The organism is Serratia sp. FDAARGOS_506 (assembly GCF_003812745.1).
GTDB lineage: Bacteria > Pseudomonadota > Gammaproteobacteria > Enterobacterales > Enterobacteriaceae > Serratia.
Genome location: NZ_CP033831.1, coordinates 1,996,316 through 2,012,880, shown reverse-complemented (window position 1 = coordinate 2,012,880; position 16,565 = coordinate 1,996,316). Strand labels below are relative to the sequence as shown.

At 50.1% G+C, this 16,565-nt stretch carries 12 protein-coding genes and 1 tRNA gene; 6 read left to right on the top strand and 7 right to left on the bottom strand.

Annotated elements, in window-relative coordinates; genetic code table 11:
- Positions 1 to 73: 73 nt before the first annotated feature.
- Genes EGY12_RS09705 through EGY12_RS09695 form a run of 3 tightly spaced genes read left to right on the top strand, consistent with a single transcriptional unit; the run spans position 74 to position 1,740 of the window.
- On the top strand, positions 74 to 277 hold the full coding sequence (locus tag EGY12_RS09705) for a YbdD/YjiX family protein (protein WP_004953088.1): 204 nt from the start codon (positions 74 to 76) through the stop codon (positions 275 to 277).
- Positions 278 to 298: 21 nt separating this feature from the next.
- Positions 299 to 1,261, top strand: coding sequence for a GTPase (gene yjiA, locus EGY12_RS09700; RefSeq protein WP_123893263.1), 963 nt, complete (start codon positions 299 to 301; stop codon positions 1,259 to 1,261).
- Positions 1,262 to 1,317: 56 nt separating this feature from the next.
- Entirely contained in the window at positions 1,318 to 1,740 is a 423-nt protein-coding gene (locus tag EGY12_RS09695) for a hypothetical protein (RefSeq protein WP_123893261.1), read from the top strand.
- 24 nt (positions 1,741 to 1,764) lie between these two features.
- Here EGY12_RS09695 and EGY12_RS09690 read toward each other — a convergent pair whose 3' ends face one another.
- A complete protein-coding gene (locus EGY12_RS09690; RefSeq protein WP_123893259.1) occupies positions 1,765 to 2,787 on the bottom strand; it encodes a LacI family DNA-binding transcriptional regulator in 1,023 nt (340 codons plus the stop codon).
- Between the two features lie 284 nt (positions 2,788 to 3,071).
- Here EGY12_RS09690 and ascF point away from each other — a divergent pair, with 284 nt between their 5' ends.
- Together ascF and EGY12_RS09680 are read left to right on the top strand one after the other, a co-directional pair.
- Complete coding sequence (gene ascF / locus EGY12_RS09685; protein ID WP_123893257.1) at positions 3,072 to 4,514, top strand: PTS cellobiose/arbutin/salicin transporter subunit IIBC; 1,443 nt, start codon at positions 3,072 to 3,074, stop codon at positions 4,512 to 4,514.
- A 16-nt stretch (positions 4,515 to 4,530) separates the two neighbouring features.
- Positions 4,531 to 5,961 carry a 6-phospho-beta-glucosidase gene (locus EGY12_RS09680; RefSeq protein WP_123893256.1) on the top strand — a complete coding sequence of 477 codons (1,431 nt, stop codon included), beginning with the start codon at positions 4,531 to 4,533 and terminating at the stop codon, positions 5,959 to 5,961.
- Between the two features lie 41 nt (positions 5,962 to 6,002).
- Here the strand turns inward: EGY12_RS09680 and EGY12_RS09675 are convergent, their stop codons facing one another.
- Positions 6,003 to 6,461, bottom strand: a complete 459-nt coding sequence (locus EGY12_RS09675) for a very short patch repair endonuclease (protein WP_071845097.1) — start codon at positions 6,459 to 6,461, stop codon at positions 6,003 to 6,005.
- On the opposite strand from EGY12_RS09675, the gene EGY12_RS09670 reads away from it, so the two are divergent.
- Entirely contained in the window at positions 6,444 to 8,102 is a 1,659-nt protein-coding gene (locus EGY12_RS09670; RefSeq protein ID WP_253722949.1) for a DNA cytosine methyltransferase, read from the top strand. The two genes, EGY12_RS09675 and EGY12_RS09670, sit on opposite strands and share 18 nt — an antisense overlap.
- A gap of 91 nt (positions 8,103 to 8,193) precedes the next feature.
- Here EGY12_RS09670 and EGY12_RS09665 read toward each other — a convergent pair whose 3' ends face one another.
- From EGY12_RS09665 to EGY12_RS09645, 5 genes are all read right to left on the bottom strand, one after another.
- The gene (locus tag EGY12_RS09665) at positions 8,194 to 10,257 is read right to left on the bottom strand and encodes an AIPR family protein (protein ID WP_123893252.1); all 2,064 of its coding nucleotides are present in this window, start codon (positions 10,255 to 10,257) and stop codon (positions 8,194 to 8,196) included.
- A complete protein-coding gene (locus tag EGY12_RS09660) occupies positions 10,250 to 11,218 on the bottom strand; it encodes a PD-(D/E)XK motif protein (protein ID WP_172962913.1) in 969 nt (322 codons plus the stop codon). Before EGY12_RS09660 ends, EGY12_RS09665 begins: the two co-directional genes overlap by 8 nt.
- A complete protein-coding gene (locus tag EGY12_RS09655; protein WP_123893249.1) occupies positions 11,211 to 13,964 on the bottom strand; it encodes a Z1 domain-containing protein in 2,754 nt (917 codons plus the stop codon). The genes EGY12_RS09660 and EGY12_RS09655 overlap by 8 nt, the downstream gene beginning before the upstream one ends.
- Entirely contained in the window at positions 13,954 to 15,408 is a 1,455-nt protein-coding gene (locus tag EGY12_RS09650; RefSeq protein WP_172962912.1) for an ATP-binding protein, read from the bottom strand. The genes EGY12_RS09655 and EGY12_RS09650 overlap by 11 nt, the downstream gene beginning before the upstream one ends.
- Positions 15,409 to 16,332: 924 nt before the next feature.
- Positions 16,333 to 16,417: transfer RNA gene (locus EGY12_RS09645), tRNA-Leu, on the bottom strand.
- Positions 16,418 to 16,565 lie beyond the last annotated feature (148 nt).

Here is a 16,565-nt window from a genome sequence, read left to right as displayed (position 1 = left end):
CATCCCCCGGCTTCCCCTAATATCAGGCTTAAGCAAGCGCTGTAGTGATGCAGGGTAAAGTTGGAGAAGGCTTATGTTCGGAAATCTCGGCCAGGCGGGGAAATATCTCGGGCAGGCGGCGCGCATGTTGGTGGGCGTACCTGACTACGATACCTACGTCCAGCACATGAAAGACAACCACCCGGACAAGCCGGTGATGACCTATAAAGAATTTTTCCGCGAGCGCCAGCAAGCGCGCTACGGCGGCGACGGCAAAGGCGGCATGCGCTGCTGTTAACCCGCAGTCACAAGGACCCGTATGAAACCCATTGCAGTCACCATCCTGACCGGCTTTTTGGGCGCCGGCAAAACCACCCTGCTGCGCCACATCCTGAACGCCGAACACGGCTATAAAATCGCGGTCATCGAGAACGAGTTCGGCGAAGTGCCGATCGACGACGCGCTGATCGGCGATCGCGCCAGCCGCATCACCACGTTGAGTAACGGCTGCATCTGCTGCAGCAAGTCCAACGAACTGGCGGACGCGCTGCTGGATCTGCTGGACGGCGTCGACAGCGGCCAGCTGGTGTTCGATCGGCTGATCATCGAATGCACCGGCATGGCCGATCCCGGCCCGATTACCCAGACCTTTTTCTCGCACGAGATCCTGTGCGAGCGCTTCCTGCTGGACGGCATCATCACCCTGGTGGACGCGGCGCACGCCGAGCAGCAGCTGAGCCAGTTCAGCATCGCCCAGGCGCAGGTGGGCTACGCCGACCGCATCCTGCTGACCAAAACCGACGTGGCGCCGGACTGCGAGGCGCTGATCCAGCGGCTGCAACGGATGAACGCCCGCGCGCCGGTCTACCAGGTGACGCACGGCGACATCGATCTGAGCGTGCTGTTCGACATCGAAGGCTTTACGCTGAACGACAAGCTCAACCTGACGCCGCCCGCCCCACTGTTCCGCCGCATTCCGCAGCCGCAGAGCGACATCCGCTCAATTGTCGTGACGCTGAAGCGCCCGCTGCCGCTGATGCAAATCTCCGACGTGATGGAAGGCCTGCTGCTGGAATACGCCGACAACCTGCTGCGCTACAAAGGCATTCTGTCTATCGAAGACGAACCGCGCCGCCTGCTGTTCCAGGGCGTGCAACGGCTGTATAACGCCGACTGGGATCGGGAGTGGCTGCCGGAGGAAGAACGCAAGAGTACGCTGGTGTTTATCGGCGTGGATCTGCCGGAGGAGGAGATTCGGGGCAGGATTGGGGGGCTGGGGTAAGATAAGCCATTCCCCAGGCCAACACGCCCCATATCCAGCAAACTCAAGGATGAACGATGGCAAACAACGTGATGATAGTAGGATTAAAGGCGCTTAACCTGTGCGCGAGCGCCTATATCGTCATCAAACTGAGCACGGTGTTAGCCATCGGCATCATGTTTCTTATTGTCTCTTATGCCGGCGTGGAGGACGTTGGGCTGTCCAATCTCCTCGCCGGGGCGCTCATCATCCTGCCGCTGTTGGTCGTCGTCGGTGGAACACTTATCGTCTGCGCCGTCGCCGCCTATCTCAACCTAAAGGCACCCTATCGTAAAAAAACGCTGTTCTTTAGCCTGCTGTTGGGCAGCATCTCTGCGGTTGGCCTGCTGTTGCCCTACACGCGCGAGTTCGCGCTATCCACGGCAGCCGCCAGCGCCCTGGCATTGGGCAGCGCGCTGGGGATTTTTGCTTTATCGAGGAGGCAGGTGCAAGCGTTGTAGCACCTGAAAAAGGCGGGTACGCGATTATGCCTTTCCCCGATACGGGCCCGCCGCCACCGAGTCGCGCTCGATCAGGCTGGCCGGGAAGCTGGGGCGCTTGCTCAGCTCGCCGCCGTCCAGCATCGACAGCAGGCGGTTGATGGTCTCCTGGATCATCTCGGTAACCGGCATCTTCATGCTCGACAGCGACGGCACGGTATAGGGCGCCAGCGGGATGTCGTCGAAGCCGATGACCGATACCGCCTCCGGCACCGCCACGCCGCGCTCCGCCAGCCGCTTCATCGCGCCGATGGCCATTTCGTCGTTGCCGGCGACGATAGCGCTGAACGGTTGCCCGCCGGCCAGCAGCGCATCGACCGCCGCCACGCCGCTTTGCGCGTGCCATTTCCCCTCGACGATCAACGCCTCGTTAACCGTGATGCCCTCCTGCGCCAGCGCGGATTTGTAGCCGGAAAGCCGCTCCAGCCCGGTGGGGGAATCGAGCGAGCCGGTGATAAAGGCGATGTCACGATGCCCGCGCGCGATCAGGTGCGCCACCGCCGCCGCGCCGGCGGCGTGCTGATCGCTGAAGATGCAGTAGCTGTCGTTCAGCCGCAGCCGACGGTTGATCACCAGAATCGGCTGGCGGTGTTGGGAGACGATCTCGTCCATTTCCGCAATCGACAGAAAACGCGGGTAGATGATCACCCCGTCGCAGCGCAGATCCAGCAAAAACTGAATGGCGGCCCGCTCCTCTTCGGCGGTGTGCTTGCCGTCCACCAGGATCAGTTGGCGGCCGTTCGCCTCCATGATGCGCGCCGACTGCGCCATCAGTTCGCTGAAATAGTTGCCGCTGTAGAGGGTATTGGTGACCACCAGGCCGAGGGTTTGGGTGGTGTTGGTCGCCAGGCTGCGCGCCAGCAGGTTGGGCCGATAGCCGGTTTCCGCGATGGCTTTATCCACCAACGCGCGTTTCTCCTCGCTGACATAGCCGCTGCCGGACAAAACGCGCGACACCGTCGCCTTTGAAACGCCGGCCTTTTTCGCCACCTCGAGTATCGTTGCCATCTGTGCGCCGCCAAAATCCATGGGTTCAGCGCAGTCTACCCAAGACGCCCGGCGTTTGGAACGTTTTCGCGCCCCTGCGCGTCGGTGCGCACTTACCTATGACGATCCAGATCACGAAAATGCAACACCAAAAATCATATCTCTTGCCAACAACAAAACACCAATACATGATTTTGTGAAACCGGTTTCTTATGGGCGTTTCATACGGATGGAACGACGGATCGCCCAAGCAGTAAATATTCGCCTTTGGGCTATCCGAATTGCTATCTGAGAGACGACACGCCATGCCGAAGAACTACGCAGAGATCTCGCACGCCATCGTGGCCGCCCTGGGCGGCGCGGGCAATATCGAGACCGTGACCCACTGCATGACCCGCCTGAGATTCGTGGTGAAAGACAAAACACGGATCGACACGCCGGCGCTGAAGGCCATCGACGGCGTGCTGGGCGTGGTGCACAGCGGCGAGCAGTGCCAGGTAATCATCGGCAACGAGGTGGCCAAGGCCTATCAGGCGGTGCTGGCGCTCGGCATGCCGGGCGCGGCGGCTCCCGCCGCCCCGGTGAAACGCCAGCTCACCCTGAAGGGCATCGGCGCCGGCATTCTCGACGCGCTGGTGGGCACCATGTCGCCCCTGATCCCCGCTATCATCGGCGGCTCGATGGTGAAGCTGCTGGCGATGATCCTGGATATGGCCGGGGTATTCGAGAAAGGCTCCTCGACCCTCGTCATCCTCAACGTGATCGGCGACGGCGCATTCTTCTTCCTGCCGGTGATGGTCGCCGCCTCGGCGGCGCTGAAGTTCAAAACCAACATGTCGTTGGCGATCGCTATCGCCGGGGTGCTGGTGCATCCCAACTTTATCGATCTGATGGCCAAGGCGGCGCAGGGCCAGGCGGTGGAATTCGCCTTCATCCCGGTGACGGCGGTGAAATACACCTACACGGTGATCCCGGCGCTGGTGATGACCTGGATCCTGTCGCACATCGAACGCGGGGTGGATCGCATCACCCCGGCGGTGACCAAGAACTTCCTCAAGCCGATGCTGATCGTGCTAATCGCCGCGCCGATCGCCATTCTGCTTATCGGCCCGCTCGGCATCTGGATCGGCAGCGGCATCTCTGCGCTGGTGTACACCGTGCACGGCTACCTGGGCTGGCTCTCCGTGGCCATCATGGGGGCGATTTGGCCGCTGCTGGTGATCACCGGCATGCACCGGGTGTTCACCCCGACCATCATCCAGACCATCGCCGAGACCGGCAAAGAGGGCATGGTGATGCCTTCGGAGATCGGCGCCAACCTGTCGCTGGGCGGCGCTTCGCTGGCGGTGGCGCTGAAAACCAAGAACCGCGAGCTGCGCCAGACCGCGCTGGCCGCCGCCGCCTCCGCCATCGTGGCGGGGATTTCCGAACCGGCGCTGTACGGCGTGGCGGTGCGCCTGAAGCGGCCGCTGGTCGCCAGCCTGATCAACGGCTTCGTCTGCGGCGCGGTCGCCGGCATCGGCGGGTTGGCCAGCCATTCGATGGCCTCGCCCGGGCTGTTCACCAGCGTGCAGTTCTTCGATCCGGCCAACCCGATGAGCATCGTGTGGGTGGTGGCGGTGATGGCGCTCTCGGTGGTGCTGTCGTTCGCGCTCACGCTGATGCTGGGCTTCGAGGATCTGCCGGAAAACGCCGCCGCGCCCGGCCAAACCGCACCGGCGGCGAACGCCGCCAGCGCAACGCATTGAGACACCAGAGGATTGCATGTCCGATTCAACATTCCCTAAAGGATTTTTATGGGGCGGCGCTTTAGCCGCCAACCAGGCGGAAGGCGGCTATCGCGAGGGCGGCAAAGGGCTGACCACCGTCGATATGATCCCGCACGGCGCCAACCGCATGGCGGTCAAACTCGGGCTGGAGAAGCGCTTTAGCCTGCGCGACGACGAGTTTTACCCCAGCCACGACGCCATCGATTTCTACCACCGCTACCGCGACGACATCGCGCTGATGGCGGAGATGGGCTTTACCGTGTTCCGCACCTCCATCGCCTGGAGCCGGATTTACCCCAACGGCGACGAGCTGACGCCCAACCCCGAAGGCATCGCCTTCTACCGCAGCCTGTTCGAAGAGTGCCGCCAATACGGCATCGAGCCGCTGGTCACCCTGTGCCACTTCGACGTGCCGATGCATCTGGTGACCGAATACGGCTCCTGGCGCAGCCGCAAGATGGTGGAGTTCTTCACCCGCTACGCCCGCACCTGCTTCGAGGCCTTCGACGGGCTGGTGAAATACTGGCTGACCTTCAACGAGATCAACATCCTGCTGCACAGCCCGTTCTCCGGCGCCGGGCTGGTGTTTGAAGCGGACGAAAACCCCGAACAGGTGAAATACCAGGCCGCGCACCACGAACTGGTGGCCAGCGCGCTGGCGACGCGCATCGCCCACGAAGTGAACCCCGCCAACCAGGTGGGCTGCATGCTGGCCGGCGGCAACTTCTACCCGTGGTCCAGCAAGCCGGAAGACGTGTGGGCCGCGCTGGAGAAAGACCGCGAGAACCTGTTCTTTATCGACGTGCAAGCACGCGGAGCTTATCCCTCCTACGCCGCCCGCGTCTTCCGCGAGAAAGGCGTCAGCATCGTCATGGCGCCGGAAGACGCCGACATCCTGAAGCACACCGTCGACTTCGTCTCCTTCAGCTACTACGCCTCGCGCTGCGCCTCCGCCGACATGAACGACAACAACAGCAGCGCCGCCAACGTGGTGAAATCGCTGGCGAACCCGCACCTGCCGCGCAGCGACTGGGGCTGGGGCATCGATCCGCTGGGGCTGCGCATCACCATGAACATGATGTACGACCGCTACCAAAAGCCGCTGTTCCTGGTGGAAAACGGCCTGGGCGCACACGACGAGTTCAATGCAGCAGGCGAGATTGAGGACGACTACCGCATCAGCTACCTGCGCGAACACATCCGCGCCATGGCCGACGCCATCGCCGACGGCGTGCCGGTGCTGGGTTACACCACCTGGGGCTGCATCGACCTGGTAGCCGCCTCGACCGGCGAAATGAGCAAGCGCTACGGCTTTGTCTACGTCGACCGCGACGACCAAGGCAACGGCACCCTCGCCCGCACCCGCAAGAAATCGTTCTGGTGGTACAAGAAGGTGATCGCCAGCAATGGGGGGGATTTGGGGTAGTGGGGAAGTTCTAACCAAGAACAAATTAGCTTATCGCCTGACTACATGTCCCCACTGCAAACATAGTCAGGCCAACTAAGAGTCTGAACATCGCTGTTGATAAACTCTGGCAACCAACTTAAGGAATCACCATCTTTCTTTCTAAGACCGCACTCCCAGATTTCGAAGACTCGCCATCCAGCGTCAAGCAGTTGCATCTTGACGCGAATATCGCGTTGTTTATTCGATGCAAGTTTTTTAGTCCAAAACTCTGTGCGAGTAGCTGGAGTCGTAGCATAACGACATCCTTCATGGCGATGCCAAAAACAGCCATGTACAAAGATGCACAATTTGTGCTTGGGAAGAACCAGATCGGGTTTTCCGGGTAAATCTGCAACGTGCAGTCTGAATCGAAAAGCTTTCGCATGTAAGTACTTACGTACGAGCATTTCCGGCCGCGTATTCTTGTTTTTGATGCCTGACATCATTCTAGAGCGTGTTTTTTGGTCGACGACATCCATGATTACTTCCCGTTTGCGTCTCTTCCTAGTATCCTGGTTACCTTATTAAAATTACAAAAAGAACTCATGAGTACAACTTCATTACCGATTCCAATAGTAGACCTTTTTGCCGGACCTGGTGGCTTGGGTGAAGGCTTCTCTTCGTTGAAAAACGGGACCGCGTTCCAGATCGCAGTTTCAGCTGAAAAGGATCCTATTGCTCACCAAACTCTCCGTCTCCGAGCCTTCTATCGATTACTCTGTAGTAGTAGACCAAGCAAACTGGGTGATTACTATCGCTTTTGCAATGGCCAAGCCGAAAAACCATACAGCTGTGAAACAGAAGATCTTTGGCATAAGGCCGGTAAAGAAGCTATGTGCATAGAAATTGGCAGCGTTGATGGAAATGCTACTCTTGATGCTTCAATTAAAGCAGCATTAGATAAACGCCCCACTGAAGAACCCTGGGTGTTAATTGGTGGGCCGCCTTGCCAAGCGTATTCACTGGTAGGTAGAGCCAGAAACAAAGGTAACGCTGATTACAAGGCAGAAGATGATCATCGCCATTTTCTCTATCGTGAATACTTGAGGATCATACAAAACTATCAACCGGATATTTTTGTCATGGAGAACGTTAAAGGAATTCTCTCGTCGACTATAAATGGGCAAAAAATATTCCATGAAATCCTGAAAGACCTTGCCAATCCAAATGCTGCCTTGAGTGCAGAAAAAAAAGGTCAGCGCTATCACATAGTGTCACTCGTCAGCGATCAAGTATTTAGTGATGGTGATGATCCGAGTCAGCTGGATCTAACGAAATATATCATTCGTGCCGAGGACTTTGGCATACCGCAGGCTCGCCATAGAGTCATTTTGTTAGGGATAAGAGAAGATCGCTATCAAGACAAATTGCCCAAGTTGTCCTGCCAAAACTCAGTATCAGTCAAAGATGCTATTGGAGGTCTCCCTGCTTTGAGAAGTTTGTTAAGCAAAGAAAAGGACTCCAATATTTTATGGGCAGAACTAGTTGGTAAGGAACTGCAAGCACTGGCAGAGGCTGCATCGACATCTGACGATACCGTAAAAAATTTAGCACCTTATCTACAAAAAACCGCTTCCAGCATCGGCTGCGTCCAAGCCACAGGAAGTATAAGGCTACCTAGAAAAGCCGGTTATTTAGGACAAACAGGACATGATAACTTAGATGAATGGCTATTAGACTCCTACCTAAATGTCTGGCTTAACCATGAAACTCGTGGGCATCGCATAGATGATCTTGCCCGTTATGGTTATGCCGCAACCTTCGCTTCTGTTCACAAAAGATCGCCAAAGGGACATAAGGAATTTAATTTGCCAAGACTCGCTCCTGCTCATAAGAACTGGGAGTCAGGCAAGTTTTCGGACAGATTTAGGGTTCAAATTAAAGATAACCCGTCGACAACGATTACAAGTCACATTTCCAAGGATGGACACTATTTCATCCATTATGACCCGGTACAATGCAGAAGTTTGACTGTACGAGAAGCTGCTCGGCTACAGACTTTCCCAGACAACTACTTTTTCCAGGGTGGTCGTACCCAACAGTACCACCAGGTTGGGAATGCAGTGCCGCCACTTTTGGCGAATCAAATTGCTGGAATCGTAGCCAAGATTTTGGCATAGAAGCTCCAAGACTAACCTCCAGCATTCTAGACAATTTACATATCGGCCATTACCTCAGCAAACAGCTTGCAATGGCCGTAACCAATTAATTTTAGTATTCGATTTCCAACCGCTCCAGCAGATACTTAAGAGCGGTTTTCTCCCCTTTGGATAGACTTAAATTACCCGCAGCAACCTTGGTTAAGGCACTTATGTTTTTGGGAGATGCAGCACCAATTTTATTAGCCTGAATGATGATGTCATTCGCTCGATGTACCAAACCAGTTACCTTAATATCGAAGTCAATATCTAATCGCCTAGCTGCTTCACGACTGCCTTGTCTTGTTTCATCATTGTAATCTTCAATAGAGACGCCGAACTGAAGAATAGAGTCATCCGGTGAACCGATTTTTCCCTTCACATACAGCTCCCAGCAAAAGTCTCGTTTTGCAAATTCCGATATGTTCCTGACATTGTCAGGGGGAGATCTCAAAATTTTTGCAACCTGGCTCGCTTCTTTAAGCATCCAGCCAAGCAATGAGATTGGGATACTTTGTTCTCGCCATATCCGATCTAGATCTATCTGTTGGCTTCTTATACGAAACTCATTCGCACAGGCTGCGATCGTATACGTAACTATTTGGGCTTTGTAACCTCTATCCATCAGATACCACGATGACTTCTGAATGGCCTCATCAAGGCCAATGAATAGTAATGCTTTAGCCATTGCTCTGCGAAACCATGTTTCACTAAGTAAGGTGCCGTCTCCAAGTTTCAAGAGTACCAATGTCGTATAGCGGTTGAAACATTTCTGAGCACCTTCACTAACGTAATGAGGGCGCCCATCAAAAGACAACTCATATTTAGCTAGATCTGTCTTTGTCACGAGTCTTGTTTTCGGGTACATCAACTCGAGTTTGTTGCGTTCAGACTTGGTTTTATAGGCAAAGAGGTTTTTGTATTGGCCTCTAGTACGCTCATAAAACCACTTACTAGTATGCAACTCACCGGCCTTTTGTGGTACGGAGATCTCTTTGGAAAAACGCTCAATTCGAATTTGTACTGGACTATTGGAGGCAAGATCAGCTAAAGAAACTTTATTTTGCGTGTTGGCGTACTCTGAAATTCGCGGAACGACATCAGCCAAACGCATTTCATCAACTACCGATAACTTCACCTGAACATAAACATGGTCAAGCTTATTACCTAAACCATCACGAGCATAGAGAAGTGATGCGGTGGTTTGCCCACCATTCACGATCTGGAAGTTCTTGATATGGTATATAGCCAATGCACCATTAGAAAGCCTTCGTGTTAGCACAGAAGATGCCGTTGCAGTAACGCCATTATTGTAGGCAAAGAACATACTTGGATCCTCTGCAATTGTGCGCAGAATACCTTTGTTGACACCAGTCTTTGCCTGAAGGTAAGTTCTGACGTTCTGCTCAAGTAAACGATTTCCAAATGCTGCAAAAACTGCTGCCAACACCGAACCAGGGATCGCAAAGAGGTAGCTCTGATAGCTATCTGCACCAACCGAGGCTGATAAACACTCGATAGCACCATCGAAATTTTCATCAAAATCAATCTCAACAGGTTCCCCGCCAGTTGAAGAAATCCTTGAATAGCGTTCTAAGTCAAGAACATTGATATGCATGGTAATGCCATCAAGATCTTTCGTTTCAAAGATGCTTTTGCGGATACGCAAATGACCGTTAGTAAAAATGATGACGCGAAGTCGCTTAATTCTCGTGCTGTATTGCTGAATAAGTAAAGCAAGTTGATAAGCTGGACTAGCCTCTTCTAGGCTATCAAGAAATTTCCGACTTGTTGCAGCCTTGAAGAATCGCTCAACACCATCGACTACACGCTCGATATCCCGGCTGTTGATTGCTGGTAGTTCTTCTACTTGGCGGTAGTCACAAACAGCCAAGTAGAGATCACCAGACTCACTGGCTTCACTTTCTAGTATATCTAGTGCGTAACCATCAACACGGTATCCCCCCAATCCCTCCCTAAGAACCGGGCAATACTCCATATCTGGTGTATCTCCATTCTCTGCAGCAAGCGACGAGTAGATTCGAAAAAACTCCGTAATCAGAAGCTCGTGGTTCGCAATGCTGCCAACGCGAACCTCTTCATGTAGATACAAGTATTCATCTTGAAGTTCAACCATTTATCAGGGCCTCTAATTCCGATGACGCTATCAGAAAATCTTTTATCGTTTCACAGGAAATTTCATACCTAGCCTTGATAATTCCAAGCGGGACATTGCTTGGAATCAAGCGCGGGAACCCCTCTGAAACCCTATAAACACTTAATTCTTCAAGCTTGAATGCATCGTGAATATAATCAGCATCTGGATCGTAACCTGCAACGATCAATTTGCGCTGAAACTCCATAAACCCATGACTGTTGATTGCTAACATTGAGGACACAGCTAAGGACAAAGACGATAGACTCACACCATCATCGGAAGGGCTGAAACGGTTTACTGCGATGAAGAGATTGCGGTTATCCCAGTCCAATTGATCAAGCGAAGATATTTTCAGCGATTGCCGTTGGGTCGAAAGCTGCGCTTTAACTTCTATACGTACATTGTTCAAACCGATATCATTGGTATCGTCATCTGGCCCTCGCCACCCACGGACGGCCAGTGGGGCATCAACACCACAGACTTTAATAACCCAAACCAACATACTCAGTTCCCCCAGAAGACCCAGTCTCTCCTTGAAAGAAAGTTCACGAGTACGTCGACGACGCAGCAATTCCGCCCAGCGATTAAGTCTGTTCACAAAAATCTGAATAGCACTGCCCGCATTTTCCGCCACTGATGAAGCTTCTACAAGATCGCTGCAAATAATTGAGAATAGATCAGTTAAAGCACGCTCTATCAATCTTAAAGTAAGGCAATAAATACCGTTTTCATATTCAATTTGGACAGCCATATTCTCGAATATGGGGAGTTCGTTCACATCAAAGTCCACTGTAGAAGATTCCAACGTAAACTCTCGTTCTCCGGCTAATGAAAAACCTATAAAAAGATCAAGTTGGTGATCAGGGCAAACACGAAAACGTCCTGCACTGTGTCCACGCCCAGCTATTTCATCCCACTTCCCCGTAAATTCACTACTCATCGAATATATCCTCATCGGTTTGGGCTTCCTCCAGCTGCTGCTTCAAGAGCTGGCGCATTCTGACAGAAATAGCATATTCACGTTGTATCGGTTGAACGCTAGTTTCAGGAAAAGCCAAACTCAATGTCACTACAGGCAAGTTCTTCTCGAATTTTAGTGACTTATCCTTACCTCTCTCAAGATCAAATTCGAAATCAAACAAATGAATTACAAGCAAAGGGCGCTCTCTAGAAAGTAAACAGGCTTTCTCAGCACGAATTTTTGAGTCCCCCTCTTTAATTTTTTTTATTTTCCCCTCCAGACTTTCCCCTCTTTCACCATACTTGAGATCAGTGGGGGCTTTATCTGCTACTATATTTTTCTCTGTAACTTTTACAACATCAGGGTCATCTGACTTTGGAATCCCGCTGTGGCGCTCACGACAAAAAACACTCTCAGCCCCCTCAATACCGAGGTCCAATGGGAATTTTAACGAGCTTTTTTTTCTAAAAGGAATCGCTATATCCCAACTAGCTAGCTCACCTGCAGCACGATCTGAGATATAGTCCAAAGCCAAGCTTCTTTCTTCGTTACCTAAAGCAAACTCCAGTTGCGGTAATTTAAATTTTTGAAGAAACTCTTTCACGACGGTAACGTTGATACGAGACCAGACAAACGCAGATTCATCACTCACTCTCTTATTAGGAATTTCTGAGTTAAGGATTTTGACTAAAGAAGTGACAGCATCGAGATGTTTGCGGTTAATTTCGGAGCTATTAAACAATTCGTATGCTTGAAGATGGCGAACGGACAGATCCAAGGCAATCAGAAGTGGTTTTGCAGCCCTCATTTTGTTCGCCGCAGTGATAGCAATACCTGTTGAACTCTGACGAACTTTGAGGCCAAACTGATCTGGTGTAAGCCCCATTTTTTCCATTCGCACAAGGTCACCTCGCAGCTCTTCAACTGAGCCACTGACCTCACGAAAATCTCCAAGCATATCCGTCGTTGCATGGATACGACAGAGTTTTTCGTATCCAGGGCGATAACCAAACCATCGTCCCATTTGGAGTAAAGTATCGGCGGCCCCGACATTACGAAGTACATATGAGACAGCAAGCCCTTCCAAGGTGAGACCACGTGAAAGTGCCAACCCACCGACAGTGATTACATGAAGGCCAAATTCAGGTGCCTTGTCATAGTCCAATCCGCCACCACGCATATTAACTAGACGAACCTCAATAGATGAAACTGCCTGTTTTAGAACCTCTCTAACGTCATCCCAATTAAATTCTGAATACATCTCGTATTCATCACACCAAACCTTGTACATACGACTCAGAATCTCGGAACGTTCCCAAGTTGGGTTCACAGCCCATACATCTATAGCAGCTTTCATTTCTTGAACAAGGCGATAAATTTCATTGTGTACCTGTTGTTGAATTGCATTAAACCTGCTGACATTCACAAGCATTGACGAATGTCGCCCTCCTTCACCGGCTAGCGTTCGAAGGCATCTGAAAAGTGCATATTCGAAAACCGCATCTTTGAGGCTTTGAGGCAATGCTGTAACTATGTATCCTGACTTATGCTTAAGTGGCAGAAGATCCTTGTAGTCATCAGGGATAGGTCTTACACAAATCTTATAGAACTTACCATTTTCAGAAAACAATTTATCAGCACCAATATAGTTTTCTGGTGGTTCCAGTGACTTGATAAAATGCTCAGGAAAAAGATCATTCTTGAGCATTTCGTCATTTGTGTCAGGGTCAATAAAAATATTAGCAAATGGCGTTGCAGTGTATCCAACATATGATGAACGTCGGGAACAATCTAATAACTCACGGATACGAGCATTGATTGTTGATGTAGCATTAGGGTTTTTTTCGGTATTTATCGATGCATTATCAGCTTCATCATCAATTAACAACATCGGCCCTTCAAGTTGTCCACCTTGACGTAACCCTCTAAGCCAAATAGCAAGCTGCTCAAGTACTTTATTGTGTTTTTTCGTCACAAACAATATAGGATCAGCAAAGTTTTCTTCTGTAGCGCCTATTCCTGTCGCCTTCCCAACATTAAAATCTGAAACTTGCGTTGTTCCACAATATGGATGTCGAATGTCAGAGTTTTCGTCTTCGATCCCCTTAAAAACATGCGATACAGGGTAAATAACCGATGCCACTGTATCACCAAGTGAAGATTTACCCACAAAGCTCTGATCTAGCCTTACCTGAGTTTGATATCTAAGTGAATTAGTAAGCCCTGCCAACACAATAATGACTCGGTAACCGGCGTCTGCAGCCTTGGCAATGAGTGCTGAATAATTTGTAGTCTTACCTGACTGCACATGCCCCATAACAAGGCCACGACGGCACCATGACTTATTCTCCTGAGGATCACCTAGGTAGCCAACAATTTCGTCTGTTACCTTATCAACGGTTTTAACAACCTGAACTGGGAGTATAGAGTGATCCAACCAGTATTTTTGCAATCGACGCCAGAAATAGGAGTTTATCTCTCCTTGACGTTTTCTGTACCACTCTTCGAAGTCGGTTTTTAGTACATGACCTTTATCTTGGCTCGTTCCATACACCGTCTCAAGATGCCGAATAAGTCGGTCAGCCAATCCTTTTTCGAGAATCTTTGAAATACCTGATTTTTCTTTAACATGATTTTCAAGGAATCCTTTAGGAACAGGAAACCGTCCTTTTATAGATTTATCGATCTCCGTACGAAGAAAACTAAGAGCAGCTTCAAAATCCACTTTTCATACCCCACTTTTCGGCTGTATTTTTTCGAACATAACTCTCCGTGTATGTCCATTGACTGGAAAAAGGTTCTACATCTCTTATAAAATCTAAAAATGTATCAACTTCAAAGGATCCATCATTGCTTTGAAGGAAATTTATAACACATTGGTCGACAATAGATTCAAACGCTTCAGTTGATGTCGAACATTGACTGACACCAGAACCGTTAGCATCAGCAATAAATCTGTCTGTTGGAAAATAAGACTCCAGTAACCGAAGCACGGCATCAGCATTATTTGTGACACACTCCATATCTAATAGGCTCGCTACGATAGGATGCTCTCGATTTACTCTATAATAGATCTGACCATGCTTTATATGGCGGAGCCATACAGAATGGATTTTCGGGACATCTAGAGAAATTCCTTTTTTACGATGTACCGAGAATGAACGCAGATTGAAACGTTTGACAACGTCTTGAAGACGGCGTTTAAGAGCAACCGGGAGTTGTGCATCCGATTTATCTACAGTGATTCTCCATTCAGCATCAGCACTATTTGGAATATCGACTCTGATCCTAGTCAACTGAGAAAGTTCACCATGCGGAATCAACCGGAACCAGGTCCCATAAATGATTAATCGCTTGTTTCGATATACATAAAACCCTTGATTACGGACCATCCCTTCAGAACCACCAAGTACTTTCTGTTCCTCAACAGTTAATTTTGAAAAATGCGGCAGAATATAGGGCTGAATACTAATTACAGCTCCATTCGCTGTCTTAATAAGTTCAGCATCTAAGGTCTGTGTAGCATTATGAGATATCATGAATGGATCGATTGGACGTAACTGGCGACTATTAACCGCGATTGTCAAACGCCTATCTGCTTCCCCAGCAAGATATCGGTGAAATATCAATGAAAGCTGTTGATTTGAGTGTGCAATAGCAAATGTAAGGGTATCATCGAAAGAGGAGTTGATTTCACTATCAAGTACACGATCGCAACGAGTCCATATTACTTCAGTTCCCGATTGAGATTTGCAGGGAGCAGACAGAAGACTTTCTGCTTCTGCACCCTCCATGACTTCCATTCCCCAATCATCAATATCATCGATATCCCATCTCGCAGCACTAATAACCCCATCACGCCAAGAAACAACAGTGAGTATTCGAGCTTGCGAAAGAGACGCTGATTTTAACCCCCAACCAAATCTTCCAAGATCGTCCGGTTCCCTGTCATCTTCTGGATTGGTGCTTGCGGGACGCATAGCCACTCTTAGAGCATCCAGAGTCATCCCCAGCCCATTATCCCGAATCCTAACAACCACTTCTCTACCGGTTTTCTCTAGTTCAAAATTGATATCTACCCGAGTAGCCTTAGCCTTGATACTGTTATCAATCAGATCAGCAAGAGCTGCTGCAAGATCATAGTTGCCAAAACTCCGAGCAGTTACCATCAGGTCTCTTGCTTGGGGGGGATTTGAAACCCTCATTTTCCTCTCCTAAGCCCACTCTATACAAAAATATCCATAAAATTCGCGAATTAATAATTTCACACGTGGATTATTTTCTTGCCATTAATAATGAGAAATATTTAAGTATCTATTACTTTATAAATGCGTTGACAACAGTAACTAATTACGCATATTACAAAGAAAAACTCTCTATCTAGCCTCCACCAAAGATGATGAGCTATAATAATTTCTATACCAAAAAGCAAATAGAAGCACTCCATCATATGAGCGCATTCTGTACACATTTGACTTAAGCAACCACCGAGGTACAAATAGGATAAGTTTTTATATAAAATTATCAATTAAAAACCACACTAGCAAGAACCTATACATGTTTTTGCTACTGGCTACAACAGAGGTTACCGCCATGAATAGTCATTTACAATAAAATTTGGGAGATTAACAGCGAATCACATACCTATGAAACATCCCCATATAAGGCAATTCTACACATACAAATTTCATTTTTTATGCGATCTTAGTCACATCCCTAACCACAGCCCCCTGTAAATTTATCCAGCCCATTCCATGTAGGCGGTAGCCAGAATATATTTTCCGTGCTGCGGAAAGATCCTCAGTCAGGATTGGAACCCCGACTCCTTCAATACGAATAAGGCATGTGTTTTTCGGCGCCTACGTGCACACTCAGTTCGGTGGCTCAGGCAGGACAACCGCGAGGCTGATCGGTAATTGCGTAAGTACACTTGTTTTAGTTCTGCGCATTTTTGATATTTCCGGGGGGAGATAACAGGATACTTATAACGGGAATGAAGAATACGTCAATCTGATGGGCAGGTAGTGGCGGCGGGCAGATCCCAGGCACAAAAAAACCACCTTTCGGTGGCTTCTTGTTCGCGCGGTACTTAATGGTGCCGAAGGCCGGACTCGAACCGGCACGTATCTCTACGGTTGATTTTGAATCAACTGCGTCTACCGATTTCGCCACTTCGGCACTGAAGTAGTATGCGGAAAACGGGTGAATTATACCTTCCCGCGACCAGCACGCAACACTTATCCGTTGTTCAATGAGTTAAGTGTCGAAAAAACCGCCGCAACGTGCGTTTGCCCGCCCCGCCTTCTCTCTGCGCGCCCTTCACAAC

What these genes read in the sequence shown, in the direction of transcription:
- EGY12_RS09705 (WP_004953088.1), top strand. Translation starts at nt 74, where the DNA reads ATGTTCGGAAATCTCGGCCAGGCGGGGAAATATCTCGGGCAGGCGGCG.
- ascF (WP_123893257.1), top strand. Translation starts at nt 3,072, where the DNA reads ATGCCGAAGAACTACGCAGAGATCTCGCACGCCATCGTGGCCGCCCTG.
- EGY12_RS09650 (WP_172962912.1), bottom strand. Translation starts at nt 15,408, where the DNA reads ATGGTAACTGCTCGGAGTTTTGGCAACTATGATCTTGCAGCAGCTCTT.
- yjiA (WP_123893263.1), top strand. Translation starts at nt 299, where the DNA reads ATGAAACCCATTGCAGTCACCATCCTGACCGGCTTTTTGGGCGCCGGC.
- EGY12_RS09680 (WP_123893256.1), top strand. Translation starts at nt 4,531, where the DNA reads ATGTCCGATTCAACATTCCCTAAAGGATTTTTATGGGGCGGCGCTTTA.
- EGY12_RS09690 (WP_123893259.1), bottom strand. Translation starts at nt 2,787, where the DNA reads ATGGCAACGATACTCGAGGTGGCGAAAAAGGCCGGCGTTTCAAAGGCG.
- EGY12_RS09660 (WP_172962913.1), bottom strand. Translation starts at nt 11,218, where the DNA reads ATGAGTAGTGAATTTACGGGGAAGTGGGATGAAATAGCTGGGCGTGGA.
- EGY12_RS09695 (WP_123893261.1), top strand. Translation starts at nt 1,318, where the DNA reads ATGGCAAACAACGTGATGATAGTAGGATTAAAGGCGCTTAACCTGTGC.
- EGY12_RS09675 (WP_071845097.1), bottom strand. Translation starts at nt 6,461, where the DNA reads ATGGATGTCGTCGACCAAAAAACACGCTCTAGAATGATGTCAGGCATC.
- EGY12_RS09665 (WP_123893252.1), bottom strand. Translation starts at nt 10,257, where the DNA reads ATGGTTGAACTTCAAGATGAATACTTGTATCTACATGAAGAGGTTCGC.